Source organism: Modestobacter marinus, assembly GCF_011758655.1.
GTDB lineage: Bacteria > Actinomycetota > Actinomycetes > Mycobacteriales > Geodermatophilaceae > Modestobacter > Modestobacter marinus.
In genome coordinates, this window is sequence record NZ_JAAMPA010000002.1 from 287,351 (window position 1) to 304,994 (window position 17,644).

Annotated in this window: 17 protein-coding genes; 10 read left to right on the forward strand and 7 right to left on the reverse strand. The window is 74.7% G+C overall.

Going from position 1 to position 17,644, the window contains the following annotated elements; all coding sequences use genetic code 11:
* Positions 1 to 138 precede the first annotated feature (138 nt).
* Positions 139 to 2,100 (forward strand): alkyl/aryl-sulfatase, encoded by a 1,962-nt coding sequence (locus FB380_RS17355; RefSeq protein WP_229682232.1) that lies wholly within the window; start codon positions 139 to 141, stop codon positions 2,098 to 2,100.
* A 40-nt stretch (positions 2,101 to 2,140) separates the two neighbouring features.
* Entirely contained in the window at positions 2,141 to 2,800 is a 660-nt protein-coding gene (locus FB380_RS17360) for a TM7S3/TM198-like domain-containing protein (RefSeq protein WP_166756606.1), read from the forward strand.
* A gap of 76 nt (positions 2,801 to 2,876) precedes the next feature.
* Here the strand turns inward: FB380_RS17360 and FB380_RS17365 are convergent, their stop codons facing one another.
* Positions 2,877 to 3,116 carry a lipopolysaccharide assembly protein LapA domain-containing protein gene (locus FB380_RS17365; RefSeq protein WP_166756607.1) on the reverse strand — a complete coding sequence of 80 codons (240 nt, stop codon included), beginning with the start codon at positions 3,114 to 3,116 and terminating at the stop codon, positions 2,877 to 2,879.
* 217 nt (positions 3,117 to 3,333) lie between these two features.
* On the opposite strand from FB380_RS17365, the gene FB380_RS17370 reads away from it, so the two are divergent.
* Entirely contained in the window at positions 3,334 to 3,771 is a 438-nt protein-coding gene (locus FB380_RS17370; RefSeq protein WP_166756608.1) for a hypothetical protein, read from the forward strand.
* Between the two features lie 82 nt (positions 3,772 to 3,853).
* Here FB380_RS17370 and FB380_RS17375 read toward each other — a convergent pair whose 3' ends face one another.
* The 5 genes from FB380_RS17375 to FB380_RS17395 form a co-directional block, all read right to left on the reverse strand.
* Entirely contained in the window at positions 3,854 to 4,276 is a 423-nt protein-coding gene (locus FB380_RS17375; protein WP_166756609.1) for a hypothetical protein, read from the reverse strand.
* A gap of 698 nt (positions 4,277 to 4,974) precedes the next feature.
* Entirely contained in the window at positions 4,975 to 6,330 is a 1,356-nt protein-coding gene (locus FB380_RS17380; RefSeq protein WP_166756610.1) for a cytochrome P450, read from the reverse strand.
* Between the two features lie 252 nt (positions 6,331 to 6,582).
* Positions 6,583 to 6,768, reverse strand: coding sequence for a hypothetical protein (locus tag FB380_RS17385; protein ID WP_166756611.1), 186 nt, complete (start codon positions 6,766 to 6,768; stop codon positions 6,583 to 6,585).
* Complete coding sequence (locus FB380_RS17390; protein WP_166756612.1) at positions 6,747 to 7,232, reverse strand: hypothetical protein; 486 nt, start codon at positions 7,230 to 7,232, stop codon at positions 6,747 to 6,749. The genes FB380_RS17385 and FB380_RS17390 overlap by 22 nt, the downstream gene beginning before the upstream one ends.
* A 164-nt stretch (positions 7,233 to 7,396) precedes the next feature.
* A complete protein-coding gene (locus FB380_RS17395; RefSeq protein ID WP_166756613.1) occupies positions 7,397 to 7,897 on the reverse strand; it encodes a hypothetical protein in 501 nt (166 codons plus the stop codon).
* Positions 7,898 to 8,129: 232 nt separating this feature from the next.
* On the opposite strand from FB380_RS17395, the gene FB380_RS17400 reads away from it, so the two are divergent.
* The gene (locus FB380_RS17400; protein ID WP_166756614.1) at positions 8,130 to 8,882 is read left to right on the forward strand and encodes a HEAT repeat domain-containing protein; all 753 of its coding nucleotides are present in this window, start codon (positions 8,130 to 8,132) and stop codon (positions 8,880 to 8,882) included.
* Positions 8,876 to 9,892: a MerR family transcriptional regulator gene (locus FB380_RS17405; protein ID WP_166756615.1), complete on the forward strand. Its 1,017-nt coding sequence runs from the start codon at positions 8,876 to 8,878 to the stop codon at positions 9,890 to 9,892. Before FB380_RS17400 ends, FB380_RS17405 begins: the two co-directional genes overlap by 7 nt.
* A gap of 232 nt (positions 9,893 to 10,124) precedes the next feature.
* On the opposite strand, the gene FB380_RS26050 is transcribed toward FB380_RS17405, so the two are convergent.
* Positions 10,125 to 11,078, reverse strand: a complete 954-nt coding sequence (locus FB380_RS26050) for a CapA family protein (RefSeq protein ID WP_166756616.1) — start codon at positions 11,076 to 11,078, stop codon at positions 10,125 to 10,127.
* A gap of 559 nt (positions 11,079 to 11,637) precedes the next feature.
* On the opposite strand from FB380_RS26050, the gene FB380_RS17415 reads away from it, so the two are divergent.
* The 5 genes from FB380_RS17415 to FB380_RS17435 all read left to right on the forward strand — a co-directional run bounded on the left by FB380_RS17415 (position 11,638) and on the right by FB380_RS17435 (position 17,500).
* A complete protein-coding gene (locus FB380_RS17415) occupies positions 11,638 to 12,144 on the forward strand; it encodes a hypothetical protein (protein ID WP_166756617.1) in 507 nt (168 codons plus the stop codon).
* Entirely contained in the window at positions 12,141 to 12,395 is a 255-nt protein-coding gene (locus FB380_RS17420; RefSeq protein WP_166756618.1) for a hypothetical protein, read from the forward strand. The genes FB380_RS17415 and FB380_RS17420 overlap by 4 nt, the downstream gene beginning before the upstream one ends.
* A 1,510-nt stretch (positions 12,396 to 13,905) precedes the next feature.
* Positions 13,906 to 14,772, forward strand: coding sequence for a hypothetical protein (locus tag FB380_RS17425; RefSeq protein ID WP_166756619.1), 867 nt, complete (start codon positions 13,906 to 13,908; stop codon positions 14,770 to 14,772).
* A 487-nt stretch (positions 14,773 to 15,259) separates the two neighbouring features.
* Positions 15,260 to 15,646, forward strand: a complete 387-nt coding sequence (locus FB380_RS17430; RefSeq protein WP_166756620.1) for a DUF6394 family protein — start codon at positions 15,260 to 15,262, stop codon at positions 15,644 to 15,646.
* A gap of 12 nt (positions 15,647 to 15,658) precedes the next feature.
* Positions 15,659 to 17,500: a potassium channel family protein gene (locus FB380_RS17435; RefSeq protein ID WP_229682231.1), complete on the forward strand. Its 1,842-nt coding sequence runs from the start codon at positions 15,659 to 15,661 to the stop codon at positions 17,498 to 17,500.
* Positions 17,501 to 17,644 lie beyond the last annotated feature (144 nt).

Here is a 17,644-nt window from a genome sequence, read left to right on the forward strand (position 1 = left end):
GGAGCGGGTGATGCGTCGCGTGGCCGGGCGGACGAGCCTCGCGTCCACGAGCGGGCCGGTCGTCCGGTCGACGGGGGTGCGACCGCCGCTGACCGACGGCCGCCCCGCACCGGAGCTCACGACCCAGGGCAGGCAGACGTGACCCAGACGCGCTCGACCGACGTCCGCACCGACGCCGTCCCGGCGTCCCCTCGGGCCGCCGGCGGGGAGCCGGCGGCAGCGGCGAAGCCGGCGACCGAGGCGGTGGCCGCGCAGCACCGGCAGCTGCTGGCCTCGTTGCCGTTCGCCGACGGGGAGGACTTCGAGGACGCACGGCGCGGCTTCGTCGCCGCGCTGGAACCCGGGATCGTGCACGCGGACGGCCGCGTCGTGTGGGACAACGACGCCTACGCGTTCCTGGTCGGCGACGCCCCCGAGACGGTGAACCCGAGCCTGTGGCGCCAGTCCTCGCTCAACGCCGTCCAGGGGCTGTTCGAGGTGACGCCGGGCATCTACCAGGTGCGTGGGCTGGACCTGTCGAACGTGACCTTCATCGAGGGTGACCGCGGCGTCCTGGTCCTCGACCCGCTCATCTCGGCCGAGACCGCCGCGGCGGCGCTGAGCCTCTACCGGCGGCACCGTGGGGAGCGGCCGGTGACCGGGGTGCTCTACACGCACAGCCACGCCGACCACTTCGGCGGCGTCCGCGGGGTGGTGGCGCAGGCGGACGTCGACGCCGGACGGGTGCCGGTCCTGGCCCCGGAGGGGTTCGCCGAGCACGCGATCAGCGAGAACGTGTACGCGGGGACGGCGATGGCCCGGCGGGCGGGCTACATGTACGGGGCGGCGCTGGACCGCGGGCCGCGGGGTCAGGTGGGGGCCGGGCTGGGGCAGACGACGTCGACCGGCAGCTTCGGCATGATCCCGCCGACCCTGGACGTCACGACCACCGGCCAGGAGGAGACGGTCGACGGCGTCCGCATGGTCTTCCAGATGGCACCGGGCAGCGAGGCCCCCGCCGAGATGCACGTGTACTTCCCGCAGCGTCGCGCCCTGTGCACGGCGGAGAACGCCACGCACGTCCTGCACAACGTCCTCACCATCCGCGGCGCGCAGGTACGCGACGCGCACGCGTGGGCCGGCTACCTCACCGAGGCGATCGACCTGTTCGGCGGTGAGCTGGAGCTGGTCTTCGCCTCCCACCACTGGCCCACCTGGGGCCGCGAGCGGTCGGTGGGCTACCTGGCCCTGCAACGGGACCTCTACGCCTACCTGCACGACCAGACCGTGCGCATGCTCAACCAGGGCCTGACCGGCGCGGAGATCGCCGAGACCCTGGCGCTGCCGCCGGCACTGGAGAACGCCTGGCACGCCCGCGGCTACTACGGCTCGGTCAGCCACAACGTCAAGGCCGTCTACCAGCGGTACATGGGCTGGTACGACGGCAACCCCTCCCACCTGTGGCCGCACCCGCCGGAGGCGGCCGCCCGCCGGTACGTGGCGTTCATGGGCGGTGCGGACGCCGTCGTCGACCGGGCCCGGGAGTCCTTCGACGCCGGGGACCTCCGGTGGGTCGCCGAGGTGCTCAACCACGTCGTGTTCGCCCAGCCCGACCACGACGCGGCCCGCCAGCTGCTCGCCGACACCTACGAACAGCTCGGCTACGGCGCGGAGAACGGCACCTGGCGCTGCGCCTACCTCTCCGGTGCCCACGAGCTCCGGCACGGCGGCTTCGGCACACCCGTCACCCCGGTGTCCCCGGACGTGCTCGCCCAGCTGACCCCCGAGCAGCTGTTCGACGCCCTCGCCGTCCGGGTGGACGGACCGCGCTGCTGGCACGAGCACGTGACGCTGGACGTCGACCTGACCGACGTCGGCGTGCGGTACCGGCTGACCCTGCGCAACGGCGTGCTCAGCCACACCACGGCCGCGCAGACCACGGACGCCGACGCCGTCGTCTCCCTGCCGGCCGCGGCGCTGCCGGCGGTGGCCACCGGCGCCGCGGACCCGGCGGGCTCCGCGGCAGCGGGCATCAGCATCGCCGGGGACCCGGCTGCCCTGGGGCGGCTCATGGCTGCCCTGGACGACCCGGACCCCGACTTCGCGATCGTCACCCCGTGACCCGCCACGGGTCCGGGCGCGGCTGAAGGGGGTGGGCGACGTGCGCGACGTGCTGCTGGGCCTGCTGGCGATCGCCGTCGGGGGTCTCTTCTGCTTCCGGGGCTACCTGACGATGCGGCTGGTGATCCCCGTCTGGGGCGCCTTCGCGGGCTTCCTGCTGGGCGCCGGCCTGGTCGGACGGTGGAGCGGGGACGGGTTCCTCAGCGGCGCCCTGGCCTGGTCGGTGGGCCTCGCCGTCGCCGCCGTGTTCGGGCTGCTGGCCTACGCCTACTACGAGGTGTCCGTGGTGCTGGCGATGGCGGCGGTCGGCTTCGTGCTCGGGGCGAGCCTGATGGTCGGCCTGGACGTCCGCTGGTCCTGGGCCGTCGTCCTGGGAGGGGTGCTGGCCGGGCTCGCCCTGGCCGTGCTGGCGGTGGTGGGCCGGCTGCCGATGCTGCTGCTCACCGTCCTGACCGCGCTCGCCGGCTCGGCCACGATCGTCGCCGGCGTCATGCTGCTCACCGGGGCGCTCACCGCGGACGACCTGGACTCCACGGCCGTGGTGTCGCGGATCGAGGACTCCGCCGGCTGGTGGGTGCTGTACGTGGTCGGCGTCGTGGTGCAGGTCCGGTTCCTGGACGACGTGCGGCGGAGCGTGCGCGCGCAGTGGGCGCGGGACGGCGGACGTCAGCTGTACGTCCGGCACCGCGCGGCACGCTGACCGCCGGTCGTGCCGGTCCACGACCGGCGGCCGGTCACCGGTCCCGGCCGGACGCCGGGACCGGCGGTCGGCCCGCTCAGCGCCGGGTGCGCACCAGCGCGCCCACGGCCGCGCCGACCAGCACGGTGATCGTCAGCAGCAGCCACAGCGGCGCCGAGACGGTCGCGGTGAACAGGTGGATGGACACCCGGTCGCGGTTCTGGGCGATGAACACCACCGTCAGGAGGGCGAGGACGGCTGCGAGGACCCACGCCGGCCGCACGGGTCCCCTGGACGTGCTGCCGTCCGCCGTCCGGCGGGTGGACGAACCGGTCATCGCGGGCCCCTTCCGGTGTTCGCGCGGTCCCGGTGTCCGCGCCCCCTGCTGGTCATGGTGCTGGCCGGCTGCCGCCGCCACCTCATCCCGGGCGGGGGAGGTGCGGCGGTGCCCGACGGCTGGACGATGCGCACGGCCCGCGCCGGACCCGCACTCCCGCGCCCACTGACCGGACGACCCGGACCGGCGTGCACGGGCAGGGGAGGAGGGGCGAGGCGTGCGATGGGATCGCCTGACGGGCGCCGTCGTGGACGTCTTCGTCTACGTCGTCGTCCTGAACCTGTTCGTCCAGTACCTGCCCAGCGTCCTCAGCGAGAGCTTCACGGTCTCGCTGCTCACCGCCGTCCTGCTGAAGGTGGTCCTCGAGGGCGTCGTCGCCGTGAAGAAGAGGGCCGTGGGCCTGTTCGTGCGGGCGCCGACGCCTGCCCGGAGGATCGGGGCGGCCGTGCTGCTGTGGTCGGTCCTCATCGGCAGCAAGATCGCCGTCCTCGAGGTCGTCGACGTGGTCTTCGGCTCCCGGGTCAGCCTGGGCGGCTTCCTACCCGTGACGGCGCTGGTGGTGACGCTGCTGGCCTCCCGTGCCGCCGTCCGCCGCGTGCTCCGGGACCCTCGCCCGGGCGTCCCGAGGCCGGCGGGTCGTGCGCCGGCACGGTGAGGAGGCCGTCGCCGTGACGGGCGAGCCGGGGGCATGCGCGCTCCCGGGAGCAGGGCCTCCCCGTCGGTGCCGCCGGGTCGGCTCAGAAGGCGACCAGTTGGGCGGTGCCCGAGAGCTGGTGGACCCGGTGGGTCTGGAGGACGCCGGCCGGACCTGGCGGAGGGAGGAACGCCCCCGACGCGTCGGTGGTCTCGACACCGAGAGCGGAGAACTCGACCGCGTCGCCCATCTGCAGCCGGACGACGGGGACCACCAGGGTGAAGGTCCGGGTGAACGCGTCGACGACGTCCTGCAGGACGACCGTCACCAGTTCGCCGATGGGGGTCTGCACGCGGCTGATCTCCTCGCCGGAGAAGTGCAGATCGAGCTCGGTGTCGCGGTAGGACAGCAGCGGCAACCCGGTGATGCTCGAGCGGGAGTAGTGCACCCCGATCGAAGCGGAGACGTCGAACAGGTTGGCCTCGGCCAGCTGGGCGACCGCGGTGGTCGTGTGCTCTGCGGACATGCCGTCCTCCTCGTCGACCTGCTCCCCGGGTGGAATCAGGGCGGAACGGCCATCCCGCCCTGCGGGCGTCGCGGACCCGGGTGAGTCCGTTCCACCAGGGTGTCGGCTGCGGTGTCACGACGTCGTCACCCCGTCGTCACCGCGGATCCTGTGCCCGGGCTGCCGACCGCGATCGGCCCGCGACCGCCCTGTCCGGCCACGACCCTGCCTCCCCGACCCGCGCAGGCGCGCGGGGGAGTATCAGCGGCCTCAGGCCGCCCTCGTCAGTACATGGACCCAGGACGAGAACAGCAGGTGCCCGTACCAACGGTGCAGGACCACCACCCGGGGCCGGCGGCAGCCGAGTGGACGAGAGGGCCGCAGCCGTCGGCCTGCCGGCGTGCTCTGGAGGCGGCGTGCGCGCTCGGCCGTGCGGACGGGCAGTTCGCGGTCGCTGTGGACCCGGCCGACGAGCCGGCCGCGACGGGCTCGTGGTGCCATGGCCTCGACCCCGAGGGCCTCGCGCGGTACGTCTGGGACGCAGCCGGATCTCCGCCCGCCGCGGTGCTGCTCAACGCCCCGCTGTGGTACCTCCACGGCTACCGCGACGTGCTGGCGAGCGCCCGTGCCGGGTGAGGGACCGGGGCGCCGACGCCCCGCCGGCCGTGACCGTGCGGAGCCGACCGGCCGGACCCCCGGCAGCTGCTGGCCGGAGCCCGTCAGCCGGCGCCTTGGTCCCCGTGCCGCGGGGCCGTGGACCCCACGAACGCGGGAAGTGACTCGTAGCCACGCAGGACGATCGTGCGGCGGCGGCGCCCGGGGCCGGCAGGGGTCAGGCCGGGGAAGCGCTCGAACAGTGCTCGCAGCGCGACCTCGCCCTCCATCCGGGCGAGTGCGGCGCCGAGGCAGAAGTGGATGCCGCTGGCGAAGGCCAGGTGCTCGCGGGCGTTGGCGCGCGTGACGTCGAAGACGTGCGGATCGGGGAAGACGCGCGGATCCCGGTTGGCGGCGGCCAGCAGGAGGACCAGCCACTCGCCCTCGGCGACGGGGACCCCGTGGACGGCGGTGGGCGTCCTGGCGCGACGGCCGGTCCGCTGCACCGGGGGATCGACGCGGAGCACCTCGTCGACCGCGTTCGGCCACAGCGACGGGTCCTCGACGAGCCGCCGGCGCTGCTCGGGATGGGCGAAGAGGAGGGCGGCCCCGTTGCCGATGAGGTTGACGGTGGTTTCGAAGCCGGCGCCGACGACGAGAGCGGCGGTGGCCCGCAGCTCCGTCTCGGTGAGGCCGCCACCGTCGTCGTCGACCATGGTGACCAGGCTGGACAGCATGTCGGTGCCCGGGTTCCTGCGCAGCGACTGCAGGTGCTCCCGCCACCACGCGTCGAGCTCGACGATGCTGCGCTCGACCTCGCGGTGGGTCGACCAGTCCACGCCCATGTCCAGGACCGGTGCGGCGCGGTCGCCCCAGGCGAGGAACTGCTCGCGCATCGGCACCGGGACGCCGAGCATCTCGGAGATGACGGTGACCGGGAGGAGGCTGGCGTAGCGGGTGATGAGGTCCACCTGCCCGCCGTGCGCTGCGGCCTCGTCCTCGAGCCCGTCGAGCAGCTCCTCGGCGATCTCGTGGGTGCGCTCGCGCAACCCCGCGACGGCCCGGGCGCTGAACGCCCGGCTGACGAGGCGCCGGTAGCGGCTGTGCTCGGGTGGGTCGACGGCGACCATCGACGGCGGGTCGATCGGGCTCACCCCCGGCCGGGCGCCGGCCAGGCGGAGGAGCAGCCGCAACACCGCCGGCAGCCTCTCGGTCCGGAACCCGCCGATCTGGCCGAAGTCCTCGCTGCGCAGCACGTCGGTGCACACGTCGTGGTGGACGCTGACGCGGGCCAGGGCGCCGTCGGCGAAGGGGGCCGCCGTCCGCAGCCGTTCGTAGTGCGGGTACGGGTCCGCGCGGAGGGCGGGGGCGACCAGCACCTGGGCGTCCGCGTTGCCCCCGCGGGCCCGTGCGCGGATCGCCATCCGCATCGCCCCGTGGGTGGCGGTCCAGCGCACCCCGCTGCGTACCCGTTCCTCCATGGTCGCCCGCCCCTTCCGCCACCGGTTCCCGTCCGTGGCCGGCGTGCCCTCATCCTCGCGGAGAGAACCCACCCCTTCCAGGGTCGCCGGCGCCGATCGGGCGGCGAGTGCCGACCACGGTGGTCCGCGCCCGCGCGGCCGTGGGGGACGACGGCGTTCCAGCAGCCGGTCGGGGAGCAGTTGCCTGAGCACGGGCCGCGCTCGCCCGGGTGCGCGAGGGCCTGTCCGCCGGGGGGTGCTGCCCGGTCCGGGTCAGGCCGGCACGCGGCGGACCCGCACGAACAGGTGGTGCAGGCCGGCGATGCCGCCGAACAGGGCGCCGGTGTCGACCACGTCGACCCGGTCCATCGCGTCCGGGAACGGCGGCTCGAACGGCGGCAGGTTGGCCACCGCGTCGGCGAACGCCTCGTCGAAGCTCATCCCGGCCGAGGAGCCCACGGCCTCGACCTCGGCCGAGGCGGGGTGGCCGCCGGACGCGCCGTCGGCACCACGGCCGCGAAGCCGGCGAGGTCCTCCTCGGCCTCCTCGACGTCCACGGAGTCCGACCCGTCGGCGTGGTGGACGACGACGACCGGTGCCTCGACGGGGAACAGGACCACCTCGGCATGCCGGTAAGGGACGAGGACGGCCGGGAAGAACCCCGGTCGCCGTCGCTGGACCAGGTCGTACTGCTGGGGGAAGACCCGCAGCGGGCTGCGCTGCACGTCGACCTCGAAGCCAGGGTCCGGCACTCGTCCCTCGGCGAGGAGGAGCACGTGGCGGCCGGCGCGGAACGCCCGGATCCACGTCCGCTGCGCGAACTGCCAGCCGGTCGTGGCGTCCACCCGCCCGAGGCTGCCGGCGTCGCTGTCCTCAGCGGGCGTCGCTCCGCTGCCGAGGTCGGTGGCGCGCTCCGTGGTCATGCCGTCCCTCCCGGGGTCACGTACCGGCAGCCTCCCGGCCGGCCGTCATCGGCCCGTCATCGCGGCGTCACCCGCTCCGCGGACCGGCCGGCGGGGAGGGGCGGCTCGCCGTCGACCGGTTCCCCGCGTCGACCGTGGCGGATGCTCAGGACGGCGCAGCGGGGTCAGCTGTACCAGGCGACGACGAGGTCCCCGAAGAAGCCGAAGGCGACGCCCCAGACGACGATCGCGATGCCCATCCAGGCGTAGACGGCACCTCTGCGCGCGCCGAGGGCGATCAGGGTCGGCGCGGTGATCTGGGTGGGCAGGATCGTCGCACCGAGCAGGGAGACGCCCGGGACCCCCAGGCGCTCGAAGTACGTGGCGACCTTCCGCCTGCCCTTGGACGGCGCCGCCCGGCCCTCCCGACCGCGGGTGGCGGCACCCCGGACGCCGCTGGCGAGGGCGATCGTCAGGAAGGTGGCCAGGACGTTGCCGAGGACGGCGGCGGGCACCGCCAGGAACGGGTCGACGCCGACGATCGTGCCGATGAAGCTGCCGAGGTAGGACTCGACGAACGGGATCATGCCGAAGAGGAGCAGTGCGCCGACCTGCTGCCACTGCTCCAGCCCGGCGGCGAACTCGGTGAGGTGGGTGAGGAGGTCCTCGACGGGATCGAAGGTCATGCCCCCATGACAGCGGCGCGCGGGCGGCCGGGGCAGTGCGTCATCTCAGGACTTCCCCGTGACGATGTCACCGGCGCCCCGTGGGCGCTGCGACCTCGTCCGCTCGCTGCCCGCCGACCTGGCCGCCCGTGCGGTGCTGCAGCGCGGTGGGGGTCGCGAGGCGCACCGGCACGGAGGGCGAGCACCGGGCTTGACCATGACACGGTGAGAAGGTGTCCGCTGGGCGCAGGAGGTGGTCCCGATCGACACCGCAGACGGAACCCCGCGGAACGTCCTTGCCGACGCCCTGGCCGCCGACGACGCGTCGGTCCGGCTCCGGGCCGCGCTCGCGGCCGGCACGAGACCCGACCCCGGCCTCCTGGAGAGGCTCGTCGAGCGGTGCGCACGCGAACCGGACCCCTTCGTCCGGGACATGCTGTCCTGGGCCCTCACGCGACTCCCGTCGGAGATCACGTTGCCGCGGCTCCGCCGGGAACTCGACTCCGAGCTCCCGCGGGCCCGCAGTCAGGCGTTGCACTCGCTGTCCAAGATCGGCGACGGGCGAGCGTGGGCGTGGCTCACGCGGGACCTGCTGCGCGACCCCGACGACGAGGTCGCGCGAACCGCGTGGCGCGTCGCCGTCGGACTCGTGCCCGACGGTGCGGAGCAGGGGCTGGTCGAGGAGCTCGTCGCGCAGCTCGGGCGCGGGGACCGCGACGTGCAGCTCAGCCTGAGCCGGGCCTTCGTCGAGCTGGGCGAGGTGATCGAGCCCGCCCTGGAGGGGTGCGCCGCAGATGCCGACCCCGCGGTGGCCGCGCACGCCCGGGCGACTGCGCTGCTCCTCCGGGATCCGGGGATCGCCTTCGACACGGCCGTCGAGGAGGCCAGGCGGGTCGCCGCACTCGGCCCCGAACGAGCCGCTGTGATCGCCTCCGGAGTCACCGGGACCTCGGAGCCCGTCCCGACCACGGAGGCGGTCCAGTCGACGGGGGCTGCGTCGTGCTGATCGGCGAGGTGGCCCGCCGCTCCGGGGTGAGCACCCGGATGCTCCGGCACTACGACGCCCTCGGGCTGGTGCGGCCGAGCGGTCGCACCGTCGGCGGCTACCGCGAGTACAGCGACGAGGACATCCGCCGGATCTTCCACGTGGAGAGCCTGCGGTCCCTCGGGCTCTCCCTCAAGCAGGTCGGGGACGCGCTGGAGGACCCGGCGGTGACGCCGTCCGGCCTGGTCGGTGACCTGATCCGGTGGACCGAGGACCGCGTGAAGCGGGACCAGGAGCTGCTCGACCGGCTCCGTGCGATCGATGCGTCGGCGCCGGGCGACTGGCAGGGCGTCCTCCGCATCATCGGGCTCCTCCAGGAACTCACCTCGACGAGCGCCTCGCGCAGGCAGCAGACCGTCCTGGCCCGGCCGGAGGGCGTGCCGATCCCCGCGGAGCTGCTGGCCGGGGCGGTCCTGGCCGAGGCCGACCCCGTCGTCGCGGGCGCCCTCCGCTGGGCGCTCGCCCGATCAGATGGCGAGGGGATGGGGACGCTGGCGGCCGGCCTGCGCGCGGAGGACGTCGGCATCCGGCGGCGCGCGGTGCTGGCGCTCGCCGAGACGTCCGAGGCGCAGGGCGGTACCGGGCTGCTCGAGGGAGCACTGGCGGATCCGGACGGGACGGTGCGCCGACAGGCAGCTCTTGCGCTGGGCAGGCGTGGCCGGACCGCGGTCGTGCCGACGCTCGTCGGCATGGTGGTCGAGGGCTGCAACGACGTCGAGGCGGCGGAGGTGCTGGGCGCACTGTGCGAGGACGCCGGATGTGCGCACCAGGTCGTGACGGCGGTGGTCGACGAGCTCGCCGCGGCCGCCGCGGACCCGGCGGTGCGGATCCGCCTGACCCAGGCGCTGGTCGAACTGCCGGGGACCACGGGCCAGGAGGTCCTGCGCCACCTGGCCCACGACGACGACCGCGTCGTCGCCCTCGTCGCCTCGGCCTTCCTCGGGATCCTCGACGAGCGGTCCTCCGGATGACCGGCACTCGCCTCGTCAGCGCGGCGATCGCTCGCCGGTGCGAGCCCCGCGCGAGCGGTGCACAGGCGCGGGCACCCGGTCGGCAGGCCGTCGGGGTCCAGCAGCGTCGCGATCCCGTCCCAGCGCGCCGTCGCGGGGGCGGTCCCGGCGTCCGCGGCGCTCCGCCGGCTCCGGGCACCCGCACCTCGCTCGCTGGCTGGCCGAGGAGCCGGGCCGGCCTGGCCGTGGGTCGTCAGCAGGTCGGGGGTGTCAGCGCCCCGTCGTCGGACACGTCGACGCCGCAGCCGCCGAAGTCCTCGTGCGACAAGGTGGCCACCTGTTCGACGGCCTCCCGTTCGGGGTCGAGTTCGGGGAGTCCGGGGTCGGCCATCCGGATGGGGACGAGTTCGCCGCCGAGCCAGCTGCCGTCCGCGGTCAGCTCCACGGTGACGAGGGCGCCGACGCCCTTGGGGCCGTCGTTGGAGAGCGCCCGGTAGCCCGTGAAGTTGCCCAGGCTGTAGGCGATCAGCCGTCCCTGGTACCACTCCATGCCGCGCAGGACGTGCGGGCCGGCACCGAGCACGAGGTCGGCCCCGGCGTCGATCACGGCGTGCGAGAAGGCGATGGGGTCGCCGCGGTTCTCGCCGAGGAAGGTCTCCACGCCTGGGCGGGTGTGCTGGAAGTCCGAGCCCTCACCCCCGGCGTGGATGGTGACGAGGACGACGTCGGCGTGCGCCGCGGCCTCGCGCACGAGGTCCTCGGCAGCCGGGATGTCCAGGAGGCTCTGCGTCCACCCGTACGGCGAGAAGCCGATGGTCGCCACCCGCAGGTCGTCGACCCGTTGGTACGTGATCTGCCCGGGCATCCCGGTGTGGTCCACGCCGGCGGCGGTGAGCGCCTCCCGCGTGTCCTGCAGCCCGGCGACCCCGAAGTCGCGGGTGTGGTTGTTGGCCAGGTTGACGACGGTGAACCCGGCCTCGGCCAGGCGCTCGGCGTAGGACGGCGGTGCGCGGAAGGCGTAGCAGCCGCTGCTGTCCGGTCCGCACTTCGTGGACGTCGTCACGTCGGTGAGCGCCTGGTCGAGGTTGGCCAGCACCACGTCTCCGGAGAGGCGGTCGCCCACCCCGGTGAACAGGTCGCGACCCCCGTCCGGGGGCAGCTGCGGTGCCGCACCCATGACCACGTCGCCGACACCGGTGATGCGCACCCGCCCACCCCTGTGCCGGGACGTCCGCGCTGCCTCGGAGGCGGAGGGGGTCGGGGAGGTCTTCGCCTGCGGCGTCGTCGGGCCCGAGCCGGTCGTGGGCCCGGCTGTCGGACCGGCGGCGGACGGCCCCTGAGCGGCGCTGACCGTCCCGCAGGCGGTGGCCGCCAGCGTCAGGAGCACGGCCGCGGACGTCCGGAACAGCCGGGTGGCACCTCTCCGCCACCGACCGCGGTGCAGCCGCACATCGTCCCCCTCGCGCCGACGACACCGTCGTCCTCGCAGCACCGTAGGCGGGAGCGACGGGAAATGGTGCAGATCCGGTACCGGAACTTCCGACGACCCGACGCCGGTCACGGCCGCCCGCCCCCGCACCGGGAGGCGCTCGTGATGGCCGTGGCGAGGCCAGACGTGCACGCGGCGCCGGCGGACTCCCTGAGCAGGGGGTGTATCAGCGGGTGCGCCGGCGGCCTCCGTGAGTCGCAGCCGGACGGGAGACCGGCCGGGCGCGGACGAGGGCGAGCCGCCCGACGACGGGTGGTGCCGGGACAGGAGGACCGTCATGCAGTTCGACCCGCAGACCATGAGTGCGACTGCGCCGCCGCCCCAGGACGCGGCCCCGCGCGGAGGGGCACTCGGCTTCCTCGGCACCGTCCCGGGGATCCTCACCGCGCTGGCCGGGGTGATCACCGCGATGGCGACGTTCTACACGGTCCACGTGACGTCGGGCTCCTCCGGGTCCACCCTCGACCAGCCGGCGGATCCGCCTCCCGAGGTCACCGCTCCGGTCGACCCCGGCGTCCTCGTCGACCGGCTGGACAGTGCGCCGGTCCCGGACACGACCCTGGATGCGCAGGTGACCGGGCTGGTGACGGACTGCACCAACGGGGCGATCGACGCGTGCACCGGCCTGCTCGACCTGCTGGCGTGGACCTGCAGCGACGGCGACCCGTCCGGCTGCGACCTCCTCTACTGGGTCAGCCCCGTGGGATCGGACTACGAGGCCTACGGCGCGACGTGCGGTGTCCGGGCCGGGTGGGAGTACGCGGGGAGGTGCAGCGAGCTGTGACCGGGGACAGGGGACCCGCCGGGGGTCGGGGTGGGACGACGGCCGGTCCCCGCCGGCCCCGGGGTCGGGCCGTCGACGGGCCCGCCTTCTGGTGGGGCGCCGCCGTGGTGTTCCTGGTCAACGCGGCGCTGACCGCCGGTGACGGCCGGTGGCCGATCGCGGTGCTCCAGCTCCTGACCGCCCTGTGGGCCTTCGTGGCGGGCGTGACCGCCGGTGAGCGACGACGGTCCGGCGGGGACCGCCGGGAGTGAGCCGGCCCGGGCGGGCCCGCAGCCGCCGCCTGTCCCGGAGGAGGGACGGGCTGCGCACCCGGCCGGGCACCTGCGCGTCTCCGCCCAGGGGCGGCCGCCTCTGGTCGACGTGCGGCCGACGGCGCCCCGCTCGGAACGCACAGCCACCTGATCGGCGCGTGACGCAACGCCGCGCCGCACGCCGGCCGGCGGGGAGAGCCGAGTGACCCGTCTGGTGTCCGCGCCGGCCCCGGCGAAGCCTCTGACGAGCGGGGACCAGCTGAGTCGTGGCCCAGTCGTACCGGCGGCGGGCACGACTGGGGCGGGGCCGGTGAGGGGGAGACCGTGACGAGAGACCTGCTCGGGCGACGGAGGAACCGGCTGCGCTGCGTGGCACTCGTCGGGACGGCCACCCTGCTCATCACCGGCTGCGGCGGCGACCAGGGCTGGCTCGGGGCGGACGAGGCGGTGCAGCAGTCCGACGCGGAGCTCGAGACCGGGGACCCCGCGTCCTCGGCGGGCCCGGGCGACGAGTCGGGCGGCAGTCCCGCGGACGAGGACTCCGGCGGCGGCTCGGGCGGAGGGTCTGGCGGCGGCTCCGGCGGGAGTCCCGGCGGAGGGTCTGGTGGAGGTCCCGGCGGCGGTTCTGGTGGGGGCTCTGGCGGCGGTTCCGGCGGGGGAGGCGGTGGTGCCGACGAGTACGAGTGGTCTCTGTCCTCGGGCGACAACTCCGTGGGGACCGAGGGCGAGATCCAGGGTTTCGACGCGCTGCTGGTCTGCGACGGCGCCGAGGCGGTCATCAACGACACGTGGCGAGGCTTCACCAGCCCTCGCAACGTCCTGGTCTATCTGGCCGGCGCAGCCGCCTGCCGCGGCGACCTGGCCGGTGCCCGGCGCTGGCACGACCTGATGCAGTCGGAGTACGGGACCGGCGGCATGGGGAACTGGGGGAACGTGTGTGCCGTGCACCGGGCGGTCTCCAGCGTGCTGTTCCAGCAGCCACCGGCCTCCTTCGGCTGCCCCGAGGGCACGTATCCGCTCTGGAAGGCAGACCAGGGGACGTCCCTCGTCGACGATCCGCGGACCCCTGACTGCGACGAGTCGGTGGCGCCCCCCGTCGGCAGCGGCGGTGACTGCGACGGTGGCGCCGAGGGCGGTGGCGCCGAGGGCGGTGGCGCCGAGGGCGGTGGGTCCGAGGGCGGTGGCGCCGAGGGCGGTGGGTCCGAGGGCGGTGGGTCCGAGGGCGGTGGCGCCGAGGGCGGTGGGTCCGAGGCGGTGGGTCCGAGGGCGGTGGGTCCGAGGGCGGTGGGTCCGAGGGCGGTGGGTCCGAGGGCGGTGGGTCCGAGGGCGGTGGGTCCGAGGGCGGTGGGTCCGAGGGCGGTGGGTCCGAGGGGGACGGCTCCGAGGGCGGTGGGTCCGAGGGGGACGGGTCCGAGGGCGGTGCCACGGGAGGTGTCGATGACACCGAGGGTGAGGTCGGCGAGGACACCGGGACGGACCTGCCGCCCGATGCCGAGAGCTCACCCTGACCGTGGCCGAGGTCACCGACCGCAACGCACTGCTGCGCGCGCTGGCGGGTGCCCTGGCGAACGTCGCCGTCCTCACCGCGCTCCTGGTCTACTTCGGGTGGGTGCGCATCGCCGAGCAGTCCCGGCACCTCGGTGTGGACGAGAGCCTCTTCCGGGTCTCGACCCGGGAGTACCTCCTCCGCAGCGTCCGCCCGGTGCTCATCCTCCTCATCTCGATCGCGGTCGCCGCACTCGTGTGGGTGGCACTGGACCAGTGGCTCGCCCGGCGCATCGCGGCCCGGGGGAGTGGTGACCCGGTCGTGCGCTGGTCCGTGCGGGGCTTGGGTGCGTTCGCCGTCCTGCTGCCGCTGCTCACCTGGCTGCTCCGGCGAGTCTGGCCCGCGACGACCTACGTCGCCTTCCCGCTGACCGTCGCGGCCGGCCTGCTGCTGGTGCTGTACCTCCTGCGGCTGCGACAGTCCATGGCCGGGGACGCCGCCCTGCCTGCGACCCGGGACGTGGTCGTGCGCGCGTGCGCCGCGCTGCTCACGGCCATCTGCCTGTTCAGCGCGGCCGCGAACTACGCGACCGTGGAGGGACGGCGGCTGGCTCAGGGGTTCGTGGCGGACCTGGCCTCCCAGCCGCAGGTGGTGGTCTACAGCGCGGCGCACCTGCACATCGACGCCCCCGGGGCGACGGAGGAGGAGCTGCCGCCCGAACAGAGCGCCTACCTGTACCGGTACGTCGGGCTGCGGCTGCTGGAGTACACCAACGACACGTTCTTCCTGGTGTCCGAGGAGTGGACCCCGCAGTACGGCGTCGTGGTGGTCCTCCCCGACGACGAGACGAGGCGGGTGGAGCTCGTCCGGGACCGGCGGGAGACCCGGTGATCCGCCAGCCCCCGCGGCCGCGGGCATCGATGCGTGGGGGAGCCGTGCCCCAGCCGGGTCGCGCGCCCTCGGCTGTGTCGCGGAGGAACACCACCAGCACGGCGCCTGCGTGAGGGCGCCGACGCCACCGATCCCCGTGAACTGCCGGGCCGCGGGTCCTCTCGGCTCGATCGGGTGCGGGGGCAGCTGCCCCTGGTGCTGTCGGTCACCACCCGGACGGGAGCCCCAGTTCGCGGGCGGCTGCTGGCGTCGGGATGCACCGGCGGCCGCCCGGGGGAGGTGGACTGCGTGGGCTCCCAGGCCGATCGTCCGAGCTCCCACGAAGGCCGGCGGGGGACGGTCCGCCGGGCGCGGATGGGGCGGGGATGGGGCGCGCGCGGCCACCGGCAGGGCGATTGCTGCTGCGCCGGACCCGCCGGGGGTGCACGATGCCGCCGGGACCCGCTGTGCGGCGCGCGACGGGCCCGGTCGGCGATGGGGGGGCGGGGTGAACCTCGAGAAGGTCGTGTTCGGGTTCTTCGTCGTGCTCGCCGCCACCCTGAACTTCGGGTTCTTCCTCGGCGACATCGACGACCCGACGGTGCACAACCGGTACGAGTTGTTCGCCGCGGTCGTCGTCAACCTCATCGCCACCGTGCTCAAGTTCGGCGACCGCACGCAACTCGGCGCGGTCCACCTGGCCACGAGCCTGGTCGCCGACCTCCAGCTCATCGCCGCCGCCCTCCTGCTCGGCTACGCCGCCTACATCTCCACCGCCGGGCTCACCGCCTCCACGACGGCGAGCATCGTGTCGCTGTCCGGTGGCGCACTGCTGGCGAACCTGGTCTCGGTCGTGCTGCTGGTCGTGGAGACGGCGTCGTTCCACCGCGGGTGATCGGAGGACGTCGTGGGCAACCCCCTGCTCCTGGTGTGGTGGCGTCTGCTCGCGTGGGACGACGACGGCCGGCGGACCAGCAGACCCCCGCCGCCCGAGGTCGCCGTACCGCACGCCGAGGCGTCGGCTCCGGTGTTCCTCGTGCTGCGGCGGATGCGCGCCCCCCTGATCGTGCTCATCGTCGTGTTCGCGGTGAGCGTGCTGGGGCTGACACTGGTCCCCGGCGAGGACGCGGCCGGCCGGCCGTGGCGGATGGGGTTCTTCGACGCCTTCTACTTCATGAGCTACACCGCGACGACGATCGGCTTCGGCGAGATCCCGTACCCGTTCACCCCCGCCCAGCGGATGTGGGCGATGGCGTCGATCTACCTGAGCGTCATCGGCTGGGCCTACGCCATCGGGTCGCTGCTGGCCCTGCTGCAGGACCGCGCCTTCCGTGCCGCCCTGGCCCTCCAGCACGTCACCCGCAAGGTCAGCCGGTTGGGGGAACCGTTCCTGCTGGTGGCGGGCTACGGGCGCGCCGGGGAGCTGCTCGGGCACGCGCTCGACCGGCTCGGCCGCCGATTCGTGGTGCTCGACCACGCGAACGAGCGGATCGACGACCTGGAACTGGACTCCTTCCACGCAGACATCCCCGCCCTGGCCGGTGACGCGCGGGACCCCGGGCACCTCGCCGTCATGGGTCTGGGCTCGCCGTCGTGCGAGGCGGTCGTGGCCCTCACCGACGATGACGAGGCCAACCTCGCCGTGGTCATGGCCGCGGCCCTGCTCCGCCCGGAGCTGCCGGTCATCGCCCGTGCCACGTCCGCGGCGATGGCCGAGCGGATGCGGGCCTTCGGCTCGCCCACCGTGGTCGATCCCTTCGACAGCTACGGCGACCACCTGTGCCTGGCCTCCCGCGCACCGGCCACCTACCGGTTGCTGACCTGGCTCGAGGGCGGGCCGGGCGCGGAGCTGCCCGCCCTCGGCCACCCACCGCGTGAGGGTCGATGGGTGGTCTGCGGGTACGGCAGGCTCGGTCGGTCGCTGGCTGCGGACCTCCGCGCGGAGGGCCTCGCGGTGACCGTCGTCGACCCGGGACCGGGCAGGGCCGATGAGGACGCCGACGACGACCTCGTGGTGGGGGACGGCGTCGACCCGGACGTGCTGGCCCGCGCCGGCGTGAGGACCGCGGTGGGGTTCGTCGCGGGTACGGACAACGACACCACCAACCTGTCCCTCGTGGCCGCCGCCCGCCGGGCCAACCCCGGCCTGTTCGTCAGCGCCCGGCAGAACCGGCCGGCCAGCGCCCCGCTGTTCGCGGCGATGGCGGTCGACACCCTGCTCGTCCCCACCGAAGTGGTCGCCCGGGAGGTCTACGCCCAGCTGGCGACGCCGCTGCTGTGGCGCTTCCTCCGGGAGATGCCGCGGCAGGGCGACGCCTGGGCGGCGGAGCTGGTGGAGCGCCTCACCGCGCTGTGCGGCCGGCACCTGGAGGGGCTGTGGACGCTCCCGCTGACCCCGCGGGCGGCGCCGGCGCTCGGGAGCTGGCTCGCCGGTGGCGACGCGCGCCTGGGCGACCTGCTGCGCAACCCCGACGACCGCGACCGGCAGCTGCACGCACTGGTGCTGTTGGTCGTGCGCGACGGGCAGGCGACCCTGACCCCCGGTGCGGACTTCCTGCTGGCCCCGGGGGACGAGCTGCTGCTGACCGGGTGGGCCGCCGCCCGCCGCGCGCTCACCACCACGCTCACGGTGGATTCCGTCCGGGAGTACGTGGTCTCCGGGAACCGGGTGCCGGCCGGCTGGTTGTGGCGCCGGCTGAGCCGGGACACCCGCGCGCCGGAGCCGGCCGCCGGGCGCCGGCGGGGCTGAACCGGTCGTTGGCCCCCAGGACTGGCGGATGACGACGCTGCGGCGGGCGCTGCCCGCTACTGGAGTCGAGGAGCACCGCTGTCGCCCGACGACGTCCGTGCTCTGGTCGCATTCGAGCCGTCGTGGACGCCGGTCGGGTGCGCG

Excerpts from the sequence above, each read along its gene's own strand:
- FB380_RS17380 (WP_166756610.1), bottom strand. The coding sequence starts at position 6,330 with ATGGAGGAACGGGTACGCAGCGGGGTGCGCTGGACCGCCACCCACGGG.
- FB380_RS17395 (WP_166756613.1), bottom strand. The coding sequence starts at position 7,897 with ATGACCTTCGATCCCGTCGAGGACCTCCTCACCCACCTCACCGAGTTC.
- FB380_RS17390 (WP_166756612.1), bottom strand. The coding sequence starts at position 7,232 with ATGACCACGGAGCGCGCCACCGACCTCGGCAGCGGAGCGACGCCCGCT.
- FB380_RS17415 (WP_166756617.1), top strand. The coding sequence starts at position 11,638 with ATGCAGTTCGACCCGCAGACCATGAGTGCGACTGCGCCGCCGCCCCAG.
- FB380_RS17375 (WP_166756609.1), bottom strand. The coding sequence starts at position 4,276 with ATGTCCGCAGAGCACACGACCACCGCGGTCGCCCAGCTGGCCGAGGCC.
- FB380_RS17365 (WP_166756607.1), bottom strand. The coding sequence starts at position 3,116 with ATGACCGGTTCGTCCACCCGCCGGACGGCGGACGGCAGCACGTCCAGG.